Here is a 19,895-nt window from a genome sequence, read left to right as displayed (position 1 = left end):
TCTATTATTCATTTCGTACGAAATACGAGACACCCCCCTATCCTTTTAGCTCCTCCAGCTCCTCGTGGGCAATCTCCCACTCGTACATCTTCTCCTCGATGGATTTCTTGAGGGCGTTGTACTTCTTGAACAATTCCGGATCGGCAGGGTCGATATTGTGGGCCGATGGGTTGGCGAACAGCTCGTCCATCTTGGCCACCTCGCCTTCGAGGCGCTCTATCTCGCGCTCGATGTTGGCTACGGCGTTCTCGGCCTTGCGGACCTGGCGGTCGAACTCCTTCTTCTCGAGGTACGACTGCTTTCCATCGGAAACACCCCCTTCGCTCCTGGCCAATTGGGCAGGCGTAGCCTTGCGCTCGAGCTCCTGCAGGCGCTCCATCTTACGCTTGGCAAGGAATTCCTGAATGCCGCCGAGGTGCTCCTTCACCACGCCATCGCGGAACTCGTATACCTTCGACACAAGGCCATCGAGGAATTCGCGGTCGTGCGATACCACGAGCAGCGTGCCGTCGTAGTCCATCAGGGCCTGCTTTAGGATGTCCTTCGAGCGCATGTCCATGTGGTTGGTGGGCTCGTCGAGGATCAGGAGGTTGTGCGGCTCGAGCATCAGGCGGGCCATGGCCAGGCGCGAGCGCTCGCCGCCCGAAAGCACCATCACCTTCTTGTCCACCTCCTCGCCCCTGAAAAGGAATGCGCCAAGGATGTCGCGAAGCCTTGTGCGGATGTCGCCCACGGCCACATGCTCCAGCGTATCGTACACGGTCATGTTGCCGTTCATGATGTCGGCCTCGTTCTGGGCAAAGTAACCGATGCCGACGTTGTGCCCCAGCTTACACTCGCCCTCGGTGTGCGGATGCTCGCCCATCAGGATCTTGGCAAAGGTCGATTTCCCCTCGCCATTACGCCCCACGAGCGCCACCTTCTCGCCGCGCTCCACCACGATGTTGGCACCGCTAAAGACGTGCTTCTCGCCGAAACTCTTGCCCAGCTCCTTAGCCTCGACCACCACCTGTCCCGAGCGGGGTGCAGGCGGGAATTTGATGCTAAGGCGGGCGTTATCCTCCTCGTCAACCTCAATGATGTCGAGCTTTTCGAGCTGCTTGATGCGGCTCTGCACCTGGTTGCTCTTGGTAGCCTTGTAGCGGAAGCGCTCGATGAAATCTTCGGTATCGGCAATCTGCTTCTGCTGGTTGGTGTAGGCCGCCAGCTGCTGCTCGCGGCGCTCCTTGCGCAGCTCCACGTAGTGGCTGTAGGAGGTTTTATAGTCGTACACCTTACCGAGGGATATCTCGATGGTGCGATCGGTAACGTTGTCAAGGAAAATACGGTCGTGCGAGATGAGCACCAGCGCGCCGGGGTAATCCTTAAGGTAGGTTTCGAGCCACTGGATGGATTCGATGTCGAGGTGGTTGGTGGGCTCGTCGAGCAGCAGCACCGAGGGACGGCGCAGCAGCAGCTTGGCCAGCTCGATGCGCATACGCCAGCCACCGCTGAAGGTCGACGTGGGCCGCTCGAACTCCTCGCGCTTAAAGCCCAAGCCCAGCAGGGCCATCTCGGCCTCGCCATCCTGGTTGCCGCCTCCTAGGAGATGGTAATGCTCGTTGGCATCGGAGAGGCGGGTACAAAGCTTCGCGTAATCGTCCGACTCGTAGTCGTCGCGCGTACCGATCTCGGCGGTAAGCGCCTCAACCTCCCGTTCGAGGGCCTTCAGGTGCTCGAAAGCCGAAAGCGTCTCCTCGAAAACGCTGCGGGTGTCGTGCACCTTCATCTGCTGGGGGAGATATCCCAGGGTAACCTCGCTCGGAATGGCAATCGTACCGCCATCGGGAACGCGCTCGCCAAGAATCACCTTAAGCAGGGTAGACTTGCCCGCACCGTTACGGCCAACAAGGCCAATGCGGTCGCGCTTATTAATCATAAAGGAGATGCCCGAGAAGAGATCGGTACCGCCAAACGAGACGGTTACGTTATTAATGGATATCATTGTACGCTAAAATTATTGGCGGCAAAAGTACGAAAACTTGGGCGATATTCTTTCGCCGTCCATATAGGCATAGCCGTCAAACTAACAGCTATGTATAACTATATTTTTGAAGGGAAAACATTAATAGTAAGCATAAACGCATAATTGAATATGCTTATCCCCTCCTAGGGAGGGGCAAGGGGTGGGTAAATAAGTAAAACCATACATTCCGTCTATTTGAAGTAACCATAACCCACCCCTACCCCTCCGGAGGAGGGGATAACCAGTTTCAATTATGCGGTAGTGCTTACTTTCAGTACATTTCCTTAAAATAAATATTCTACACTCTAGCCCTTAAAGCGAAATCCATGGCACGCTGGCGCAGAAAGGTAGAAATCCATATATTTTGTGCTACTTTTGCCCAAAATAACACTTACCTATATGAAAAAGCTATCAGCGCTTATCCTTTTCACAGGGATTACCCTGTGCACTTTTGCCCAGAACGACGAGGTAAAGGTCGATTACACCTACGTTGAGAACGGAGTTGAAATCAACGCCACCAACCAAAGCAGCACCCCTAAGATCATAAACCTTAAGCTCACGGTTTTAGACAACTACTCTACGTTTGACGACAACCCAACCACCAAAACGGTAATGCCCAACAACACCTCGAGCATCTGCAAGCTTACCATCATAAATAAAGACAGAAGAGCAGATTTCAACTATCGGTATCAGTACGTATCGGGGACGAGCGATGTTCGCTACAATCCCCAGATGGTATACCTGCTACCCGTAAGGGAGGGAAAAAGTACGAGAATTGGAAGCGGAACATCTATCGGAAGCTACCTCAAGAAGGACCTCGAAGACAAGGCGATGGGCTACGTCTTCGAAGCTGAACCCAACGACACCATTTATGCCACCCGCAAGGGCGTTGTGTACGACATCGTGGATGGTAACGAGGATTATTCCATCGAGTTCTATAAGCGCGAGCAAAACAGGCTATCGATTTACCATAAAGACGGAACAATATCCCAGTACTTTAGAATAAAGAAGGGATCGGCGCTGGTCAAGAATGGCGATGAGGTAGAGGCAGGCCAACCGTTGGCATTAGCTGCAGGCAAAATGGGGGGAAAGGCCAACTTCCTTATATCCTTCTACTACTTCGACGAGAGAAAAGCTAGGCTGCAAAAAAAGCCTTTCGAGCTTACCCGCTACCTTCCTAAGTTTGCTACGGCAGAAAGCCAGCCAACCGAGCTTGCCTTCAACCAAACGTACACCTCAACGCATCCCGTTGATATAGTTACGCTCGAAATGACGAAAAAGGAGAAGAAAAAGTACCTAGAAAAGAAGGGGATTAAGAAGTAGGGGGCCAATACAAACAAATTTACCTTGCTAAGCACGGACAGTAGCCCCATAGCAGGCAAGCAAGGGATGGTAGGCAGCAAGCTGGCCCCATAATGCTGCCTTCGCATCGGTTATACTCACCCAACGGATGGCAAAAGGCACTCTTATCGCACGACGACCCTCCCTTTTCACGAGCTGACCCTCCCTCAGCACGTGAAATACCACACATTTCACGCGCTGACCCTCCCCCTGTACGTGAAATGCCACCCTTCTCACGCGCTGACCCTCCCTCTGCACGTAAAATACCACACATTTCACGCGCTGACCCTCCCTCTGCACGTGAAATACCACCCTTTTCATGCGCTGACCCTCCCTCCTCGCATAAAATACCACACATTTCACGCGCTGACCCTCCCCCAACACGCAAAATACCACACATTTCACGCGCTGACCCTCCCTCGGCACATAATTCCCCTCCCCCTACGCATAAAACACCACCCCTTTTTCTCAATTCATGTTATGCATCGCGCTGCATGAGGGATGCTTCTAGCGCTCTACAGGCACGCAGAAAAAAAACATACAGCTATTCTGAACCTTTTTGGCAGGCATAGCGTTCTATACTTAAACAAGCCATCAAGAGTTAATTAACGACAGTATTAACCATTTAGAAAATTAGTAGTAATGGCCAACAATTCTAAGATCTCGTTCGGCAACAATGCTTCGGAGAACCTAGATGTTGCGTCCAAACTAGTTGGAAAGCATAAGCTAGAAGGTGCTGCTTCACCGCTACATACGCTTCCCGATGTAAATTGGACGGAAATCGAGGCTGCCGTTCCGAAGGCAATGGCAAAGCAGCGCGAGGCAGAAGAGTACCGCATGAAATCGGACATGCTGTACCGCGAGCGCGACAATTTGCTAGCGCCGATCGTAGAAGCTGTACGTCTTAGCAAGAATTTGCTTAAGACAATCCACTCGAAGAACCCAAAGGCGCTTTCGGAGTGGGGTTTCGAAGTAACCTACAGCGCTCCTACGAAGCCTAGTAAGACCAACCCTAAGAAATCCTCTAATTCCGATAAAAAGGAGGAGTAGCGGAACCGCTCTTAGGTAAACAAAAAGCGGACGGAGGGGAAACCTTCTGCCCGCTTTTGTCTTTTTGCTGGTAGACGAGGCACCTTTAGCAAAAATGCTGGCAGAAGTCGGCAGCATGCCCATACGCAGCGCATCTGAAACCCAATGTAGCTCAGCCGAAGAGGGGAATTGTACGTAACATTACAATTTATGCGCAAAAAAAAAAGAGTCTTATCGTACGATAAGACTCTTTTTGTAGCACGGGAGGAGCGACTCGAACGCCCGACACTCGGTTTTGGAGACCGATGCTCTACCAACTGAGCTACACCCGTGTTTCTCTCAGAAGTGGCGCAAAGATGTGCCATTTTTTTCGATCTTGCAAGCCCTACAGCCGTATTAGGGCTACATTTTCGCCATCTCACTAAGCGTCAGCGGCAATATTTCTAGCAGCTGCCGGGTAAATAAAGCGACGAATTACCAATGATTACGCAGTATGGTTTAATAAAAGCACGTTTTCCCCTCCTTAGGAGGGGATAAAGAGCCTTGATTCAGGCATTGATTAAAATAGATAGAACGCCCTTTGATTGTTATGCGAAATCACATACACATTGCAAAGGAACCAATGTAAATATTTCTAGCAGCTGCCGGGCAGGTTGCTCTTCAGCTGCTCCACATCGGCGGTAAGCCTAGCAATTTGAGCCTTCAGGCTGTTCATCTCCTCGCTAATGGCGTTGTCTATGGCGAACGAAAGTACCCCTTTTGCCTTCCATACCTCTAGAATGTCCTGCGGCCCTACCCGGTAGGGGTCGTAAAGAGGGTTATCGGAGACGAAAAGGAAGGTTCCGTCGCTATCAACATTATTGTAGAGGCGCTTAAATACAACGCCCTCGCTCTCGGTAAGCACCACGTAGGCCTGCCCATCCTTGATGCTCATCCAATTCTCCACATACTCGCACACGATGTACGATCCCGAAGCAATTGGCAGCATGCTGTCGCCCTTAATCTGAAACATGCGGTAGGTACGCTCAGCGCTCATCTCGGCAAGCGGCATTTCGAACGCCGGCAGCTGCTCTACGAACTCCACATCGCCATATCCATCGAGGTATCCGGCCGATGCCTGAACGGGAACAACGGTAACCTGCTCGCGGTTGCTGGCGTTGACAACGGTGGTAAGCACCCGGAGCTCCGTCCCCTGCATTTTAGGGCGGAACGACTTAAGCTGCTCCTCTGGGGTGATGCTCAGATCGACAGAAATAAGCTCGTCAATACGTATTTTAAAGATGCATGATATCTGCATAAGAGCTCCCAGCTTAGGGGTAGCCCTTCCCTCCTCGTACGATCCGATTACCGAACGATTGGCGCCGATTTTGCCGGCAAGCTCCTCCTGCGTAAGCCCAAACTTCTTGCGCAGGTACTTTAGGTTAGAAGCAAAGCACTCTTCTATCTTCATATTATGGTGGTTTTAACTCATTACGCCTTAATATTTCAGAACCGCTACGCTCCAATATTCCTGCAAGGGAATAGAATTGGAGAATTCTTTCTTAATAGCAGCACAACCTCCCTTCATAGGAGGAACAGGGGTAGGAAAAAGAGACGTGAATTGCATCTTTGGCGCCCTTTCCCAATCCTTTTACCATTCTGCTGCTGAAACTTCAATAAAACAAGCCCAATTAACAACTTTTTTAGCCATTTGCCAAATATTTTAGCAAGTAATTTGCATAACGTCCCATAAATATTATACATTTGCCAATACTATTAGCAATCAAAACAGCAATCGCTATGGATTTGGCTAAAAAAATAGGCATTTTGGCCAACGCGGCCAAGTATGATGTATCGTGCGCTACCAGCGGAAGCAAGCGCAAGAACACATCCGGAGGATTGGGTAACGCCCTATCGGCAGGGATTTGCCACAGCTTTGCCGACGACGGCCGATGCATTTCGCTTTTAAAGGTGCTCTTCACCAACCAGTGCATCTACGACTGCGCCTACTGCATCAACCGCCGCTCGAACGATGTTCCCCGCGCCGCATTTACTGTCGACGAGCTGGTAGATCTCACCATAAGCTTCTACCGCCGCAACTATATCGAGGGGCTATTCCTTAGTTCCGGCATTGTCGTGTCTGCCGATCATACGATGGAGAGGCTGGTTAACATAGCCAAGAAATTACGTAACGAGCATGGCTTTAACGGCTACATACATATCAAAGCTATCCCTGGAGCATCGCAGGAGCTGCTCAACGAGGCGGGATTGTACGCCGACCGTATGAGCGTAAACATCGAAATCCCTACCGATAGCGGGCTAAAGTATCTCGCCCCCGAAAAGGATCATGCCAGCATCATCCATCCCATGCTATACATAAAGGATAGGATAGTTTCCAACAAGGAGGAGCGCCGCGTGTTCCGAAAAGCGCCACTCTACACGCCCGGAGGGCAAAGTACGCAGATGATTGTTGGAGCAACCAACGAGAGCGACTCAGACATTCTGCATCTAGCCTCAGGCCTATATAAAGGAGCCAACCTGAAGCGCGTATACTACTCAGGATACCTACCAACCAACGCCTACGACAAGCGGCTGCCGGCAGTTTCGGCGCCACCCCTCAAGCGCGAGAACCGACTTTACCAAGCCGACTGGCTACTGCGCTTCTACCATTTCAATGTTGATGAATTGGTGGATACGCTTAACCCCAACCTCGACCTAGAACTCGACCCTAAGGCCGCCTACGCCATCCGCCACCCCGAAATCTTCCCTATCGACGTTAATCGGGCAGATTACGAGATGCTGCTTCGTGTTCCCGGCATTGGGGTTCGCTCGGCTAAGCTAATAGTGGAGGCACGGCGCTACCGCCGCCTCGACAGCGACAACCTTCGTCGAATTGGCGTCGTAATGCGCAGGGCGAAATACTTCCTAACCTGCAACGAGCTGCCAAGTAAGGCAATCCTCAGCGACTACCAGCCTGGCACGCTAAAGTCGCTCATCATCCGCGACGCAGCAATTGCAAAACCACAGCAGCTATCACTCTTTTAGCCCATGCTACCTGCAACCTCCGATAAAAATAACGTCGCTGTAATCTACGATGGCACCTTCGAAGGCTTCCTATCTGCCGTTTTCGACATCTACGAGCAGAAGCTATCGCCAGTAACCATCACCACCGACACGCAATCGATGCTTTTCGGTCGTCAGGTTGTATTAGCAAAGGACGAATACAAGGGTGAACGCGTATTTAACGGCATCTGCAGGTACGGAGGCATGCCCACCTGCGACATGCTCTACCATGCCTTCACCTCAAACGCACCAATGATGGAGATGGATCTGTTTCGTTACCTGCAGCTGCTATTCAGGCTTAAGCGCGATGTCTCGGGGATGATGGGCGAGAGCTACATCCTCCGCGTGAGGCAGCTGCAGCGCAAGGTAACCCGCGAGGCCCATCGCATGCTGATGTTTATCCGCTTCGAACAATCGAAGGATGGCACCTACTTTGCCCCCATTGCTCCACAGTACGACGTTCTCAAGATAATAGTTTCCCACTTTAAGAACCGCTTCACCGACCAGACCTGGGTAATCTACGATACAGCCAGAAGCTATGGGGTACATTTTAACGGCAAGGATGTTGCGCTTATCACCATCGACGAGCCAACCTTCAACATCGAAAACGGCAGGCTAGCACCATCAATGGTCTCCGAAAGCGAGATGGAGTACCAGCGCCTATGGCAGGTTTTCTTCAAGGAGATTGCCATAAAGGAGCGAAAGAACATGAAGCTACAGCAAAACTTCATGCCCAAGCGATTTTGGAAGTACCTCACCGAGAAGAGACAGTAAACCAAGGTTAATCTATACTTAGATACCTGAAAAGATAGGCAGGTACCGCAACGCACACCGCCACACACGCCACTAAATTTCAATCCATTAGAAATTAATCCAACCGGTACGCCGACAAAATTAATCCATAAATGGGGCTATATTTGCGCTTCAAATCATCGGACATGAACTTTTTTAGCCTACTCGACCTTATTGGAACATTCGTATTTGCCATAAGTGGAACCATTGCTGCCGGAGAAAAGCGCCTCGATCTTTTTGGCGCCGCATTCATTGGTTTTGCCACAGCAATAGGGGGCGGAACGCTACGTGACATGATGATTGGCATTACTCCTGTAAGCTGGACCTCGTCAATGGCATACGTATACGCCATAGTGCTTGCCGTTGCCCTCACATTCGTGCTAAAAGAGCAAATATTCCGCTTCCGCAGAACCATTTTTCTATTCGACACCATAGGAATTGGCGTTTTCACCATTATTGGAGTTGAAAAAGCTTTAGAAAACGGCATCAACACAACTGTAGCCATCATTATGGGAATCCTAACGGCGGTTGCCGGTGGAGTTATTCGCGATACGCTTAACAACGAGGTTCCTCAGATCTTTAAGAAGGAGATTTACGCCACAGCCTGCTTTATTGGCGCCATTGTATACATACTTTTAAAGCGAATTGGCGTTCAAGCAGAGACCAACCAGATTACCACTATCCTTATAATTATTGGAATACGAGTTATATCCGTTAAGCAGCAGTTTGGTCTGCCAAGAATCGACTTCAAAGCCCAGTAAACCAGCGATTGTAACCCTCTATTTATATTAAAAGCGTATAAACAATACGCATTTTTATTCCCTGCATAGGCTGACAGGCAGCTTTACAGCCTTAGTTGTTTATTGTTGGATAAAAGAATGCAACATTCCGAAGCCATAATAGCTGCAATGCTCAACATATTCAACGACTACACCGCCACAATGCTTTACAGTCATATTAAAACAAACTGGCACCGGCTGGATGTCTCGTAGAATGGTTGCACTATTACCAATCAAAAAGTCCCGATATTCAACAATGGAATCAACAAGAGCTGTTGCTGTAGTGTTTTTGAATGGTGCCAACGCGTTATCGGCACCTGCGATTATAAGAAGATTACCTATCCGCGCTATTTCTGGTTCTGCCTGCTCATACTCGAATCTAGAGTCACACTTTTCATCGATCAGCTTTTCGTAGAAACCAATGGCAGTATCAATATCATTAACATATACCCTTGTTAGGGATCTTCCTAACCTTCATCATTCAAAACTTTGAAGCCATAGCGTCATCTCTGTGCTATTAGCAGGTTTTTGATGAAAGATTTTGCGAACACCTGCGCATTTACACTAAACCCAACCATTACAAGTACGGTTGGGTATAAATAAAAAAAAGCGCGTAGGATCACCCTAGGCGCTTCTAAAGTATTAAAACCACTCTTAAGTATAAACAAAAAAACCTCTTAAAGAACAGAGGCTTTCGTCGGGGTGGCAGGATTCGAACCTGCGACCTCCTGCTCCCAAAGCAGGCGCGATGACCGGACTACGCTACACCCCGTTGTTCTTATTTATAGACAAGCAACGACTTGTCTCCGGTTTGTCGGGGTGGCAGGATTCGAACCTGCGACCTCCTGCTCCCAAAGCAGGCGCGATGACCGGACTACGCTACACCCCGTTGCACTTGCGGTGAGGGGGGGATTCGAACCCCCGGTACGGTAACCCGTACGTCAGTTTAGCAAACTGGTGGTTTCAGCCACTCACCCACCTCACCGTGATTGCGATGCAAATATAAGGATAATTGCTAAGTTGCCAAACATTATTCTAACATTTTCCCAATGAAATCAAGGTCTCGCAAGGGATATACAACCCTTTCTAGCCCTATACACCCTGAAAATTAAAGGGGTTATTGCTCCAGCAACAACCCCTTTAATTTTTATGAATTCAAATATTAGGCATCAATAGTGGCGCTAAGCCCCCGTGTTGCCAAGCCTGACTGCATTGCTTCGAGGTACGAGTACTCGCCATGCTTAATATCGCACTTGCCTTTTAGGTGAGCAATAAGCGCACATTGCTCAGCCTGCTCGGCGGTATGCTCGCACACATCTACCAACGACTCTATGACGTGCTCAAACAGGTTAACATCATCATTAAAGAGGATGAGCGAATAGCTTGCCGATTCCAACTCTTCAATGTCACCACCTAAATCTGGTAAAATCTTCTCTAAACTCATTGCTGCTACTATTGCCCGTTAGGGTTTAACTCAATCTTTGTAACAAAAGCCTCGACAACCCCCTCCGAAACTAGCTTGTTCTTTAATGGAATTGCCTGCTCAAATGTATTAAAATTTCCGATGCTGTAGCTGACAAGCCCATCAGCCATTGGCGATTTTATCACTTCTTTATCAGACAATAACTTTTCTACTATATCCCTGATATTCTTTGGCATCTCACCAGCAAAAGTCCCAACGACTACCCTAAACATTGCAGTTGGAGCTACCGAAACGCCCTTTGTATCCGTTACCTTTCGTGCCTCGATGGTTTTAGCCTTCGCTAATGGAATTACCTTTTTATCGGCAAAGGCAACGATAAAGGCATCCTTAAAGCCATTCTCCTTTACCTGGATGATTCGACTCTGAGCGCTGGCGTAGCTGTTGAAGATGCCTGCAAACACCCGTTTTCCTCCGCCTACCACCTCGTAGAACATTGGTGAGAACTTGAAGAGCGAATAGTTGAGCTCCTGCGAAAACAATCCTAGCTGAAAGGAGTACACCACGCCAAGTGGAAGTGATTTAATTGCAGGCATTGGATTTTGCTGGCTATACGATGCGGTGGTATTTACGGCAAACTCCCCGCTATTGGTTGGTGCCGAAAAGACGATATCCTGAATCTCCACGTTGTCGCGCTTTACGTTACCGAAGTTCGAGGTTGCATTTCCTGCTGGAACAACATCCGATGGCACAACCTCCTTAGATGGATTTAGCGCAGCAAGCAACGAATCGGATATAACCTTCTCGTTGGCAACGTGGGCGAGGTATAGGCTAAGCTGGTTGAGCGACTTCTGCTCATCTATAAATGCCGTAGCCACCTTTTGGTAGTCGCTATAGGTATCGCCACCTGCAGCTGCTTTGCTTCGAAAATCCTTTGCATGCAGGTACAATCGCTGTGCGCCTTGCAGCAAGGAGGAGTCTTCGGCGACAGCACCTTGTACTGCTTTGGCCACCTCGCTCATTACATCGAAGTAGGCTGTATAAAACGGAGACCAGCTGCTGTTCAACCTCTTTACAGCAGGGGCAGCGCTTTGCTCAAACTCGCTTATCTTTTCCTTAACCTTTGCCTTCTCCGTTGAATCGGACGCTGCCGCTAGTATTTGCTGCAGATCCTGAATCTGCACTCCAATGGACGATAGGCTGTCGACGAGCAGCATTGCTGGCCTCATTCTTAACGGCGAAGCAGCTAACTTTTCGAGCAAAGGGGTTGTGAAGTAATCGGCAAGCTTACCGTTCTGAGCAAACCACTCGTTTACAACAACAGGCTGCTTTTCGGGCACCTCAACATCCGGCTTCACCTTTCCATTTAGGTAGTCCTTCTCCAAAGCGCTTGCCTGGTTGAGCAGCTGCTCGTGAATGGTTCCCAACTCCAGCAGCTTATTCTCGTTGAAGACAATCAGCCGCTCTACGTCCTTACGGGTTGAATCGGGCATATCAGCCCAAACAGCCCTTAGACGCTCCATCTTCTTTGAGGTAGAATCGGTAAGCGCCTCGTTGTTTGCCAGCGCAGACCTAATCTTTCGGTACTCGGGAAGCGATGCCACACCTTCGGTAGCACCTGCAGCTGCATCTTTCTGCTGCTTAACGGCAGCAGTATCCGCTGCGGGCTCAGCCTTCTTCTCCAGCGCCTGCATGGCGTAGGCGGTTTCCGAAGAGACCTCTACCCGAATGGTGTTATCGACCCCATCAACCTTAAAAACTGCCACCTCGTTCTCGTTCTTCACCCCTCGCTTAGATGCAAAGCAGGCGGTTTTGCCATCCTGACTTGGCACAAAGAGGTAGTCGTCGTAGGGGCTGTTGATGGGGAAGCCCATGTTTTCGGGAGTGCTCCACTCCTTCTTATCCGCATTGTAGGTTGCTCGGTATATGTCGTACCCGCCGAGGCTGTAGAGCCCCTTCGAGGCGAAGTAAAGCGTGCTGTTATCGGGGCACATGTAGGCGTAGTCCTCGTCGAAGGGCGAGTTGATGGTGCTAGGAAGCCGTTGTGGCCGGCTCCACGTCCGCTCGTCGACCTTTTGTATGAAGTAGAGATCCTTGCTGCCTGTCTCGTTCTGTCCGTAGCTGGCGTACACCGAGATATCGCCAACCGCTCCTCCCTCGACATGCGAGAACATGAGCGAGTTCAGCCCCTTTTTCCCATCAGCAACCGTTTTTAGATCGGCAGGTATTTCGCCAAAGCCTGAGTTCAGGGGGTAGGTGTCGTAAGTTTTGTAGAAGTCGGCAGCGCCAACCAGAGCCTTGGCAACGGGCGACACCTTGGCGCTGTAGCGGAGCAGGTTTTGTCCGTTGGATGCCGCGCTTGCCGCCAGCTCGAGCGCTATGGTAGAGACATCGGGCGATCCGCCATTTACCATAAAGCGCTTGTAGTAGCTCAGCGACTCGTCGAACCGGTACAGGTAGCGGCACACCTCGCCGAGGTAGTAGTACACCTTGTTGGGCACCTCCTTGGTTGACGCCACCTTCAGGTACCTATACGCCGCATTCAGGTCCTCTTCGGAAAGGAAGTAGCAAACCCCAAGGCGGTAGTTGTAGGTGGGATCCTCGCTGTAGCGCTCGAGCAGCTGGGTGTACGCAGGGATGGCCTCGCGGTACTTCCCCGCCACAAAAAGCTGGTTGGCGGCATCCGAGGAGACCTGCTGCGCCGAGGCGCTGGCGAAGCTCATCAGCAGAATTGACACCGTAAGTAGTAATCGATGGGTGCGCATGGCTTTAACTAATTTGATATTGCTAAGGTAACGAATCAATTGGTTTTAACAATTTGATGGGTGCTGGATTTTACCTGTTTTACCCTTAGAGATGCCATCGTAACCTTTAGGCTAAGGATAGTTTTACGTTTGATGCTGACAGAAAACCCACCCCTGCCCTCCCGCCTAAGCGGGAGGATAAACAGATTCAATCATGCACAGGTACTTGCTATTAATCCGTTTCTTTCGAAATAGTTTTTGGTACAATTCTTAGCCTCGGCGATGAGAGATGCCCTTGCAGCATTCGCCAGCGCCATCATGCCAAACAAAATTATGAACACCCCTCGATATCTCAGATTTTTTAGTAGCTTTATTGTAAAATTGAACTGATTATGGCAACGTTACAGATTGGCGATAAAGCCCCTGATTTTAAGGGCATCGATCAAAACGGCAAGGCGGTTACCCTTGCCGACTTTGCCGGAAAGCGGCTAATCCTCTACTTCTACCCCAAGGACAGCACCCCCGGCTGCACCGACGAGGCCTGCAGCCTCCGCGATGGATGGGGCGAGCTCAGGGCGCAGGGATTCGAGGTGCTGGGCGTAAGCGCCGACTCGGAGGCTTCGCACGTCAAGTTCATCGAAAAGCATAGCCTGCCCTTCAACCTGATTGCCGACACCGAAAAATCGATCCTCGAGGCCTACAACGCCTGGGGCGAAAAGAGCCTATACGGCAAGAAGTACATGGGCATCATCCGTAAAACCTACGTGATCGGCGCCAGCGGCATCATCGAAAACATCTTCGAAAAGGTGAAGGTGAAGAGCCATGCCCAGCAAATCTTGGACGCATATAAAAAATAACAAACAGATAGAATGGCCACAGCAAAAGCAGAAATCAACAAGGACAAGCTAAAGGCGCTACAGGCAACGCTCGACAAGATCGAGAAGGACTTTGGCAAAGGTGCAATTATGAAGATGGGCGACAAGCCTACCATGGACGTGCCCACCATCTCGTCGGGCTCCATCAGCCTAGATGTTGCCCTGGGCATCGGCGGGTACCCACGCGGCAGGGTTATCGAGATCTACGGCCCAGAATCGTCGGGTAAGACCACGCTGGCCATCCACGCCATTGCCGAGGCGCAAAAGACGGGAGGCATTGCCGCCATCATCGATGCCGAGCACGCCTTCGACCGCTTCTACGCCGAGAAACTGGGCGTTGATGTGGAGACGCTGCTGATCTCGCAGCCCGACAACGGCGAGCAGGCGCTCGAAATTGCCGACCACCTGATCCGCTCGGGTGCCATCGACATCGTGGTGATCGACTCGGTTGCCGCGCTTACCCCCAAGGCCGAAATCGAGGGCGACATGGGCGAGAACAAGGTTGGCCTTCAGGCCCGCCTGATGTCGCAGGCGCTGCGCAAGCTCACCGCCACCATCAGCAAGACCAACACCACCTGCATCTTCATCAACCAGCTGCGCGAGAAGATCGGCGTGATGTTCGGCAACCCCGAAACCACCACCGGCGGTAACGCGCTGAAGTTCTACGCTTCGGTGCGCATCGATATCCGCAAGAGCACGCAGATTAAGGACGGCGAGGAGGCCACCGGCACCCGCGCCAAGGTGAAGATCATCAAAAATAAGATGGCGCCACCGTTCCGCAAGGCCGAGTTCGACATCATGTACGGCGAGGGGATCTCGAAGATTGGCGAGATCATCGACCTAGGCGTGGAGTACGAGATCGTGAAAAAGAGCGGCTCGTGGTTCAGCTACGGCGACACCAAGCTAGGCCAGGGGCGCGATGCCGTGAAGCAGCTGCTGCAGGACAACCCTGAGCTGGCCGAGGAGCTAGAGGGCAAGATCCGCGAGGCGCTGGCCGCCAAGTAGGGTCACGGATTGAACGGATTTACGCTGATCTTTTAAAGATCGGAATTGCATAAGGGGAGGCTACCTGACAACGGGTGGCCTCCCTTCGTTTTTGATCACAGATTTTGAGGATTACTCGGATTGCACGGAAGCTCTTTCTAGGAGCGTTGCGGGTTTCCTTAAGGCCTATTTAAGGCGACTGCTCCCGCCTTAGCGGGAGGAATACGCTCGGTGCAGCCTTTGCGTATGAGAGATTTCATGTGAAAGTAATTGTCTTTTTAATGGTCACATGCTGCTCGCATCACAGTCTTTCATCAACGTTGGTGAATACTGCATTCATGGTCGTTTCGCTTTTAGAATTAATGCTTAGGAACGGATGGAAAGCTAAGCCGTATTCACCCCCACCCCCCCTAAAGGGGGCTACGGCGCAGCCCGTATCGCAACCAGAAGCCGAATAGGAGTTCGAGATTCCCCATGATGGTTGAGCTGCCGCGAAGTCCCCTTTAGGGGATTTAGGGGTGGATTCAATGCATTGCATATCCTAAAAGCTATACCCCTGCTTTGCGTATAGCATCATCATCGGTAATACCATCTTCCAAATTGCCAATCGCCCACCCCAAAACAAACAAATGGCGCAACCCTTGCCGAGCTGCGCCATCGTGTGCCGTACATGTTAACCTCCAAAGCCGATCGCCTTGGCTACTTCTTATCCTTATCCTTGTTTTTCTCCTCCTCTTCCTTCTTCTTGTTCTCGCGGATGGTGGCGCGGCTCTTTAGGGTCTCGGCGTAGGGTTCGATCACCGCGTTGATCTGCTCGATGGCGGCGGCCACCTCGGGCTCGTAGTCCGAAACCGAGTCGAGATACTGGAACACCTGGCTCAGCGAGGCGCTCAGCCTGCGGGTACCCTCGACGCTGGTGAGGTTGCCGGTAACCGTGCTGGCCTGTATCTTATCCCAGCAGCGCTTAACCTCGGCCGCCTCGGGCACTAGCCTTGCCACCACCTCGGTTGCCCCAATGGTGGCGATGTCGGCCGTTAGCTCGGGCGATGCCTTAATGTCGCCAACGAGTAGGGTGATGGCCTCGACCTCAACCGGAATCCGAAAATTCTGCATGTTGAAGCCCCTCCGGCGGATAGCGGTAAGCACCCGTTCGCCAGCACCGCTCACCTTCTCGTCGCGCCGAAGCGTTGCCGTGGTGGCCACCCCTTTAAGCTCCTGCACCGAGCTGTCGCAGATGTCGTCCTTGTCGTGCAGTTCCTGGGTATCTTCGGGTTTAGCCTTAGAGCCAATGGCCGCATCGAACTCCACCTTCGACACCTTTACCGTATCCACCATTTTTTGGGGAACGCGCTTACCGGTGACAAGCACCTCTAGCCGTTCGATTACCGATACTGCCAGCGAACCGAGTTCCTTAACCAGCAGCTTCTTCAAATTAATAGACTTAATTCTAACCATAACAAAATGTTTTTAGATGTTTATAAATACCGCACGGTGGCTGAATTGGCTGTTGACATGCCCCGCGTACGGATGCGTTGTGTTGGCTTTGGAGGCCTGCCCTAAAGTTGGTAATTATATTTTAAATTAACAATTCACCATCAGTGCAAATCTCATTAATCGCTACATACCTTTGAATTATGACATATGAAGTTTTGTTTTATTAATAAAGTAACGCTACAGAACACTAACAAACATGCCACACAAGCGCTCCCTACCCCTACCGAAAGCCCCCCAAACCTCCATAAGCAGGGGAAAGGGGGTGGATGACCACCTAAACGCTCTGAAAAATGGAAAGGAAGCGAGGGGTGACCACTTAAGCGCTCTAAGAAATGGAAAGGAAGCGGGGGATGACCACTCAATCGCTCCAAAAAATGGAAAGGAAGCGGGGGGTGACCACTTAAGCGCTCTGAAAAATGCAAAGGAAGCGAGGGGTGACCACTCAAACGCTCCGAAAAATGCAAAGGAAGCGGGGGGTGACCACTTAAGCGCTCTGAAAAATGGAAAGGAAGCGGGGGGTGACCACTCAATCGCTCTAAAAATGCCCAACCGCTGGTTATCGAGGATGCTCCACCAACATTTTTCTATAACGCTGCTTAACGGTGGCCGTTTATTGCTACTTTAGAAGCCTATTTATAATCGTATATCTACCTGTAAGAATAGCAAACGTGATTCCCCTTTCGATGTGGGATGGTAGGTTACGGTTATCGAAGAATCGTCGGACATATTTAAACATGTAAAAGAAAAAGAATTATGGAAAAACAGAAAAAAACTGATGCAAAGAAAACAATGCTACCACACTCGAAGGCTAAATTAGAGTATTATCAATTCTATCTTAAACGTTATCTAACAATTCTACGATTAGCGGATTTTACCAACTGTATTAACATATTTGATGTCTTTTGTGGAACAGGAATCTATGAAGATGGGACAAAAGGAAGCCCCATCTTAGCATTTGAAGCCATTGAGGAGAGTTCTGAAAAGAATAATGGGAAAAAATTAGCACCTGTCAGTCTTATTGTAAATGACATTGAATCGGTCAAAATTGATGGTATTCAGAAATATTTGACCAAGAAAAACAATGACATCTGCAAAATAATTTATCACAACGAAGATGCAGACTCATTTTTGTCAAACATTGAAAATACAATAGGACAACAACAAACGAATGAGCGCAATCTGATATTAATAGATCCTTATGGGTACAAAAAAGTTCGAAAAGAGAATATTAAAAACCTTTTGCTAAAAAAAAGGAATACAGAAATAATGCTTTTTTTACCTATATCTCAAATATACCGGTTTACAGGAGCAGTAATTAATGATGAAGACACTAAAGTTAAGGCCTTGAAAGACTTTATTGACAGTTTCTTCCCAGACAAAACTCATTCAATTTACAACAACTGTCTAACTCATGAAAAAGAACTAATCGAATATATCAGACAAGCATTAATGTTTGAAGGTAAATTCTATGCAACATCCTATTATATTCAACGAGATACAAGAGAGCATTACTATGCCTTGTTTTCTATAACTCCAAACATATACGGACTCGAAAAAAACCTAGAGGTTAAGTGGAAATTAAATGAGGAGTCAGGGGAAGGATTTGAGCAACCCAAAGCAATGTTGGGTCTGTTTGATAATCAGTTTAAAGAAGAAGCCCAAAGAGAGCAATATGACAGGCTTAAAGATATATTGTTAACCATTATCGAAGAAAAAGGCTCTATAGACAACAATCAATTGTATGAGATTACTTTAAAGAACATGTTTTTGCCTAAACACTCAAAGCAAGTACTTATACAATTGCAAGAAGACAATATAATAGAGGTCATAGATGTTAAAACCATGAAAGATGCAAGGCATGGTGCTTTTTACCAATGCTACAATAACTACAGTAATAGAATCGTAAAAATTAGAATCAAGAAAAAAGAGAATCATGTCATCAAAAATTGAATGGACAGAAGCCACTTGGAATCCCTCGTCAGGATGTAGCAAAATATCATCAGGTTGCAAAAATTGTTATGCGGAAGTAATGGCAAAACGATTAAAAGCGATGGGAACTGTAGGTTATGAAAACGGCTTTCATTTTTGTACCGTACCATCTCGCCTAAATGTTCCACTGAAGAAAAAAAAGCCAACTGTGTTTTTTGTAAACTCAATGAGTGATCTTTTTCACGAAGAAATGCCAATCAGTTATCTAGATCAAATATTTTCTATTATTGACCAAACACCTCATCACACCTATCAAATACTAACCAAAAGAGCTGAGAAGATGTATGATTATCTCTCACAAAGGAGAATTCCTAAGAATGTATGGCTAGGTGTAACAGTTGAAAACAAAAAAGAAGGTCTTCCTAGGATAGATAAGTTAAGAATGCTAAATGCGAGTGTTTTGTTTCTTTCCATAGAGCCCCTCCTCGAAGATTTAGAACAAATTGATTTAACTAATATCAATTGGGTTATAGTTGGAGGTGAAAGCGGGAGTAACGCTAGGCCAATGGATAAACAGTGGGTCGAAAACATAAAAACACAGTGCAACAACAATAACGTTGCTTTCTTCTTCAAACAATGGGGCACATGGGGTGCTGATAAGGTAAAACGAAGTAAAAAAGAAAACGGTAAAGAACTAAATGGCAAGGTGTGGCATGAATACCCAGCTTCGATAAAAAAACAGTATAACAAGTTGTAATAAATCATACGCCCTATGCAATTCTCCGAACTCATAAAGCATCGCCAAAGCGATAGGAAGTACGCCGACCGCCCCGTTGAGCGGGAGAAGCTGCTGCAGTGCCTGGAGGCGGCGCGGCTGTCGCCCTCGGCCGACAACGCGCAGCCCTGGAAGCTGGTGGTGGTCGACGACCCCGCGCTAAAGGAGCAGGTGGCCAGCTGCGCAACCGAGCTTGGCATGAACAGATTTGTCCATCAGGCACCCGTAATCGTTGCGGTAGTGCTGGAGCGGATGAACGTTATGGCCACCATTGCCAGCGCCATCAAGCGCAAGGACTTCTCGCTGCTCGACGTGGGCATGGCCGTCAACCAGCTGTGCCTACAGGCCGCCGACATCGGGCTTGGCACCTGCATCATCGGCTGGTTCGACGAGAAGCGGGTTAAGCAGCTGCTACAGGTAGACAGGGGCCGACGCGTTCCGCTGCTGGTTACCATCGGCTACTCCGAGGCCCAAACGCGCGATAAGGTGCGCAAGTCCATCGAGCAGATGAGCAGCTGGAATAGGTACTAGACGCATTCGTTAAACATCCCTGACAGTCATAGCCATCAAGCCAGGCCATTTTTTCAAAGCCTAAAGGCATAATCATGGTAGGTTATCCCCTCCTTGGAGGGGGCAGGGGGTGGGTTTACTCGTTAAAATCAACATTTCCACTCCCACTTAGCGTT

General features: G+C 49.4%; 16 protein-coding genes and 4 tRNA genes. 11 read left to right on the top strand and 9 right to left on the bottom strand.

Annotated elements, in window-relative coordinates:
• Nucleotides 1-37: 37 nt before the first annotated feature.
• A complete protein-coding gene (locus tag ACHZA1_RS12425; protein WP_320052196.1) occupies nucleotides 38-1,984 on the bottom strand; it encodes an ABC-F family ATP-binding cassette domain-containing protein in 1,947 nt (648 codons plus the stop codon).
• A gap of 420 nt (nucleotides 1,985-2,404) precedes the next feature.
• Between ACHZA1_RS12425 and ACHZA1_RS12420 the strand changes: the two genes are divergently transcribed.
• Together ACHZA1_RS12420 and ACHZA1_RS12415 are read left to right on the top strand one after the other, a co-directional pair.
• Entirely contained in the window at nucleotides 2,405-3,328 is a 924-nt protein-coding gene (locus ACHZA1_RS12420; protein WP_320052195.1) for a M23 family metallopeptidase, read from the top strand.
• A gap of 660 nt (nucleotides 3,329-3,988) precedes the next feature.
• On the top strand, nucleotides 3,989-4,396 hold the full coding sequence (locus tag ACHZA1_RS12415) for a hypothetical protein (protein ID WP_320052194.1): 408 nt from the start codon (nucleotides 3,989-3,991) through the stop codon (nucleotides 4,394-4,396).
• 238 nt (nucleotides 4,397-4,634) lie between these two features.
• Here ACHZA1_RS12415 and ACHZA1_RS12410 read toward each other — a convergent pair.
• Together ACHZA1_RS12410 and ACHZA1_RS12405 are read right to left on the bottom strand one after the other, a co-directional pair.
• Nucleotides 4,635-4,707: transfer RNA gene (locus tag ACHZA1_RS12410), tRNA-Trp, on the bottom strand.
• A gap of 302 nt (nucleotides 4,708-5,009) precedes the next feature.
• The gene (locus ACHZA1_RS12405) at nucleotides 5,010-5,825 is read right to left on the bottom strand and encodes a LexA family transcriptional regulator (protein WP_320052193.1); all 816 of its coding nucleotides are present in this window, start codon (nucleotides 5,823-5,825) and stop codon (nucleotides 5,010-5,012) included.
• 323 nt (nucleotides 5,826-6,148) lie between these two features.
• On the opposite strand from ACHZA1_RS12405, the gene ACHZA1_RS12400 reads away from it, so the two are divergent.
• From ACHZA1_RS12400 to ACHZA1_RS12390, 3 genes are all read left to right on the top strand, one after another.
• Complete coding sequence (locus tag ACHZA1_RS12400) at nucleotides 6,149-7,399, top strand: putative DNA modification/repair radical SAM protein (protein ID WP_320054918.1); 1,251 nt, start codon at nucleotides 6,149-6,151, stop codon at nucleotides 7,397-7,399.
• Between the two features lie 3 nt (nucleotides 7,400-7,402).
• The gene (locus ACHZA1_RS12395; RefSeq protein ID WP_320052192.1) at nucleotides 7,403-8,191 is read left to right on the top strand and encodes a TIGR03915 family putative DNA repair protein; all 789 of its coding nucleotides are present in this window, start codon (nucleotides 7,403-7,405) and stop codon (nucleotides 8,189-8,191) included.
• A gap of 131 nt (nucleotides 8,192-8,322) precedes the next feature.
• Nucleotides 8,323-8,970 (top strand): trimeric intracellular cation channel family protein, encoded by a 648-nt coding sequence (locus ACHZA1_RS12390; RefSeq protein ID WP_320052191.1) that lies wholly within the window; start codon nucleotides 8,323-8,325, stop codon nucleotides 8,968-8,970.
• Nucleotides 8,971-9,685: 715 nt separating this feature from the next.
• Here ACHZA1_RS12390 and ACHZA1_RS12385 read toward each other — a convergent pair.
• From ACHZA1_RS12385 to ACHZA1_RS12365, 5 genes are all read right to left on the bottom strand, one after another.
• Nucleotides 9,686-9,760 (bottom strand) — tRNA-Pro (locus ACHZA1_RS12385).
• Between the two features lie 42 nt (nucleotides 9,761-9,802).
• Nucleotides 9,803-9,877: transfer RNA gene (locus ACHZA1_RS12380), tRNA-Pro, on the bottom strand.
• A gap of 9 nt (nucleotides 9,878-9,886) precedes the next feature.
• A tRNA-Ser gene (locus ACHZA1_RS12375) sits at nucleotides 9,887-9,973 on the bottom strand.
• Between the two features lie 177 nt (nucleotides 9,974-10,150).
• Entirely contained in the window at nucleotides 10,151-10,432 is a 282-nt protein-coding gene (locus ACHZA1_RS12370; protein WP_320052190.1) for an ATP-dependent Clp protease adaptor ClpS, read from the bottom strand.
• Between the two features lie 8 nt (nucleotides 10,433-10,440).
• Nucleotides 10,441-13,173, bottom strand: a complete 2,733-nt coding sequence (locus ACHZA1_RS12365) for a tetratricopeptide repeat protein (RefSeq protein ID WP_320052189.1) — start codon at nucleotides 13,171-13,173, stop codon at nucleotides 10,441-10,443.
• Between the two features lie 371 nt (nucleotides 13,174-13,544).
• On the opposite strand from ACHZA1_RS12365, the gene bcp reads away from it, so the two are divergent.
• Both bcp and recA read left to right on the top strand, forming a co-directional pair.
• A complete protein-coding gene (gene bcp, locus ACHZA1_RS12360) occupies nucleotides 13,545-14,009 on the top strand; it encodes a thioredoxin-dependent thiol peroxidase (RefSeq protein ID WP_320052188.1) in 465 nt (154 codons plus the stop codon).
• 12 nt (nucleotides 14,010-14,021) lie between these two features.
• Nucleotides 14,022-15,032 carry a recombinase RecA gene (gene recA / locus ACHZA1_RS12355; protein WP_320052187.1) on the top strand — a complete coding sequence of 337 codons (1,011 nt, stop codon included), beginning with the start codon at nucleotides 14,022-14,024 and terminating at the stop codon, nucleotides 15,030-15,032.
• 678 nt (nucleotides 15,033-15,710) lie between these two features.
• Here recA and ACHZA1_RS12350 read toward each other — a convergent pair.
• Nucleotides 15,711-16,466 carry a DUF6261 family protein gene (locus tag ACHZA1_RS12350; protein ID WP_320052186.1) on the bottom strand — a complete coding sequence of 252 codons (756 nt, stop codon included), beginning with the start codon at nucleotides 16,464-16,466 and terminating at the stop codon, nucleotides 15,711-15,713.
• Between the two features lie 235 nt (nucleotides 16,467-16,701).
• Here ACHZA1_RS12350 and ACHZA1_RS12345 point away from each other — a divergent pair, with 235 nt between their 5' ends.
• The 4 genes from ACHZA1_RS12345 (at nucleotide 16,702) to ACHZA1_RS12330 (ending at nucleotide 19,740) form a co-directional block, all read left to right on the top strand.
• Complete coding sequence (locus ACHZA1_RS12345) at nucleotides 16,702-17,130, top strand: hypothetical protein (RefSeq protein WP_320052185.1); 429 nt, start codon at nucleotides 16,702-16,704, stop codon at nucleotides 17,128-17,130.
• A gap of 128 nt (nucleotides 17,131-17,258) precedes the next feature.
• Nucleotides 17,259-18,455: a three-Cys-motif partner protein TcmP gene (tcmP, locus tag ACHZA1_RS12340; RefSeq protein ID WP_320052184.1), complete on the top strand. Its 1,197-nt coding sequence runs from the start codon at nucleotides 17,259-17,261 to the stop codon at nucleotides 18,453-18,455.
• Complete coding sequence (locus tag ACHZA1_RS12335) at nucleotides 18,439-19,191, top strand: phage Gp37/Gp68 family protein (RefSeq protein WP_320052183.1); 753 nt, start codon at nucleotides 18,439-18,441, stop codon at nucleotides 19,189-19,191. The genes tcmP and ACHZA1_RS12335 overlap by 17 nt, the downstream gene beginning before the upstream one ends.
• A gap of 15 nt (nucleotides 19,192-19,206) precedes the next feature.
• A complete protein-coding gene (locus tag ACHZA1_RS12330; RefSeq protein WP_320052182.1) occupies nucleotides 19,207-19,740 on the top strand; it encodes a nitroreductase family protein in 534 nt (177 codons plus the stop codon).
• Nucleotides 19,741-19,895: the final 155 nt, after the last annotated feature.

Origin of the sequence: uncultured Acetobacteroides sp., from assembly GCF_963667355.2 — a bacterium.
Taxonomy (GTDB): domain Bacteria; phylum Bacteroidota; class Bacteroidia; order Bacteroidales; family ZOR0009; genus Acetobacteroides.
This window is presented reverse-complemented; position numbering and strand designations above follow the sequence as displayed.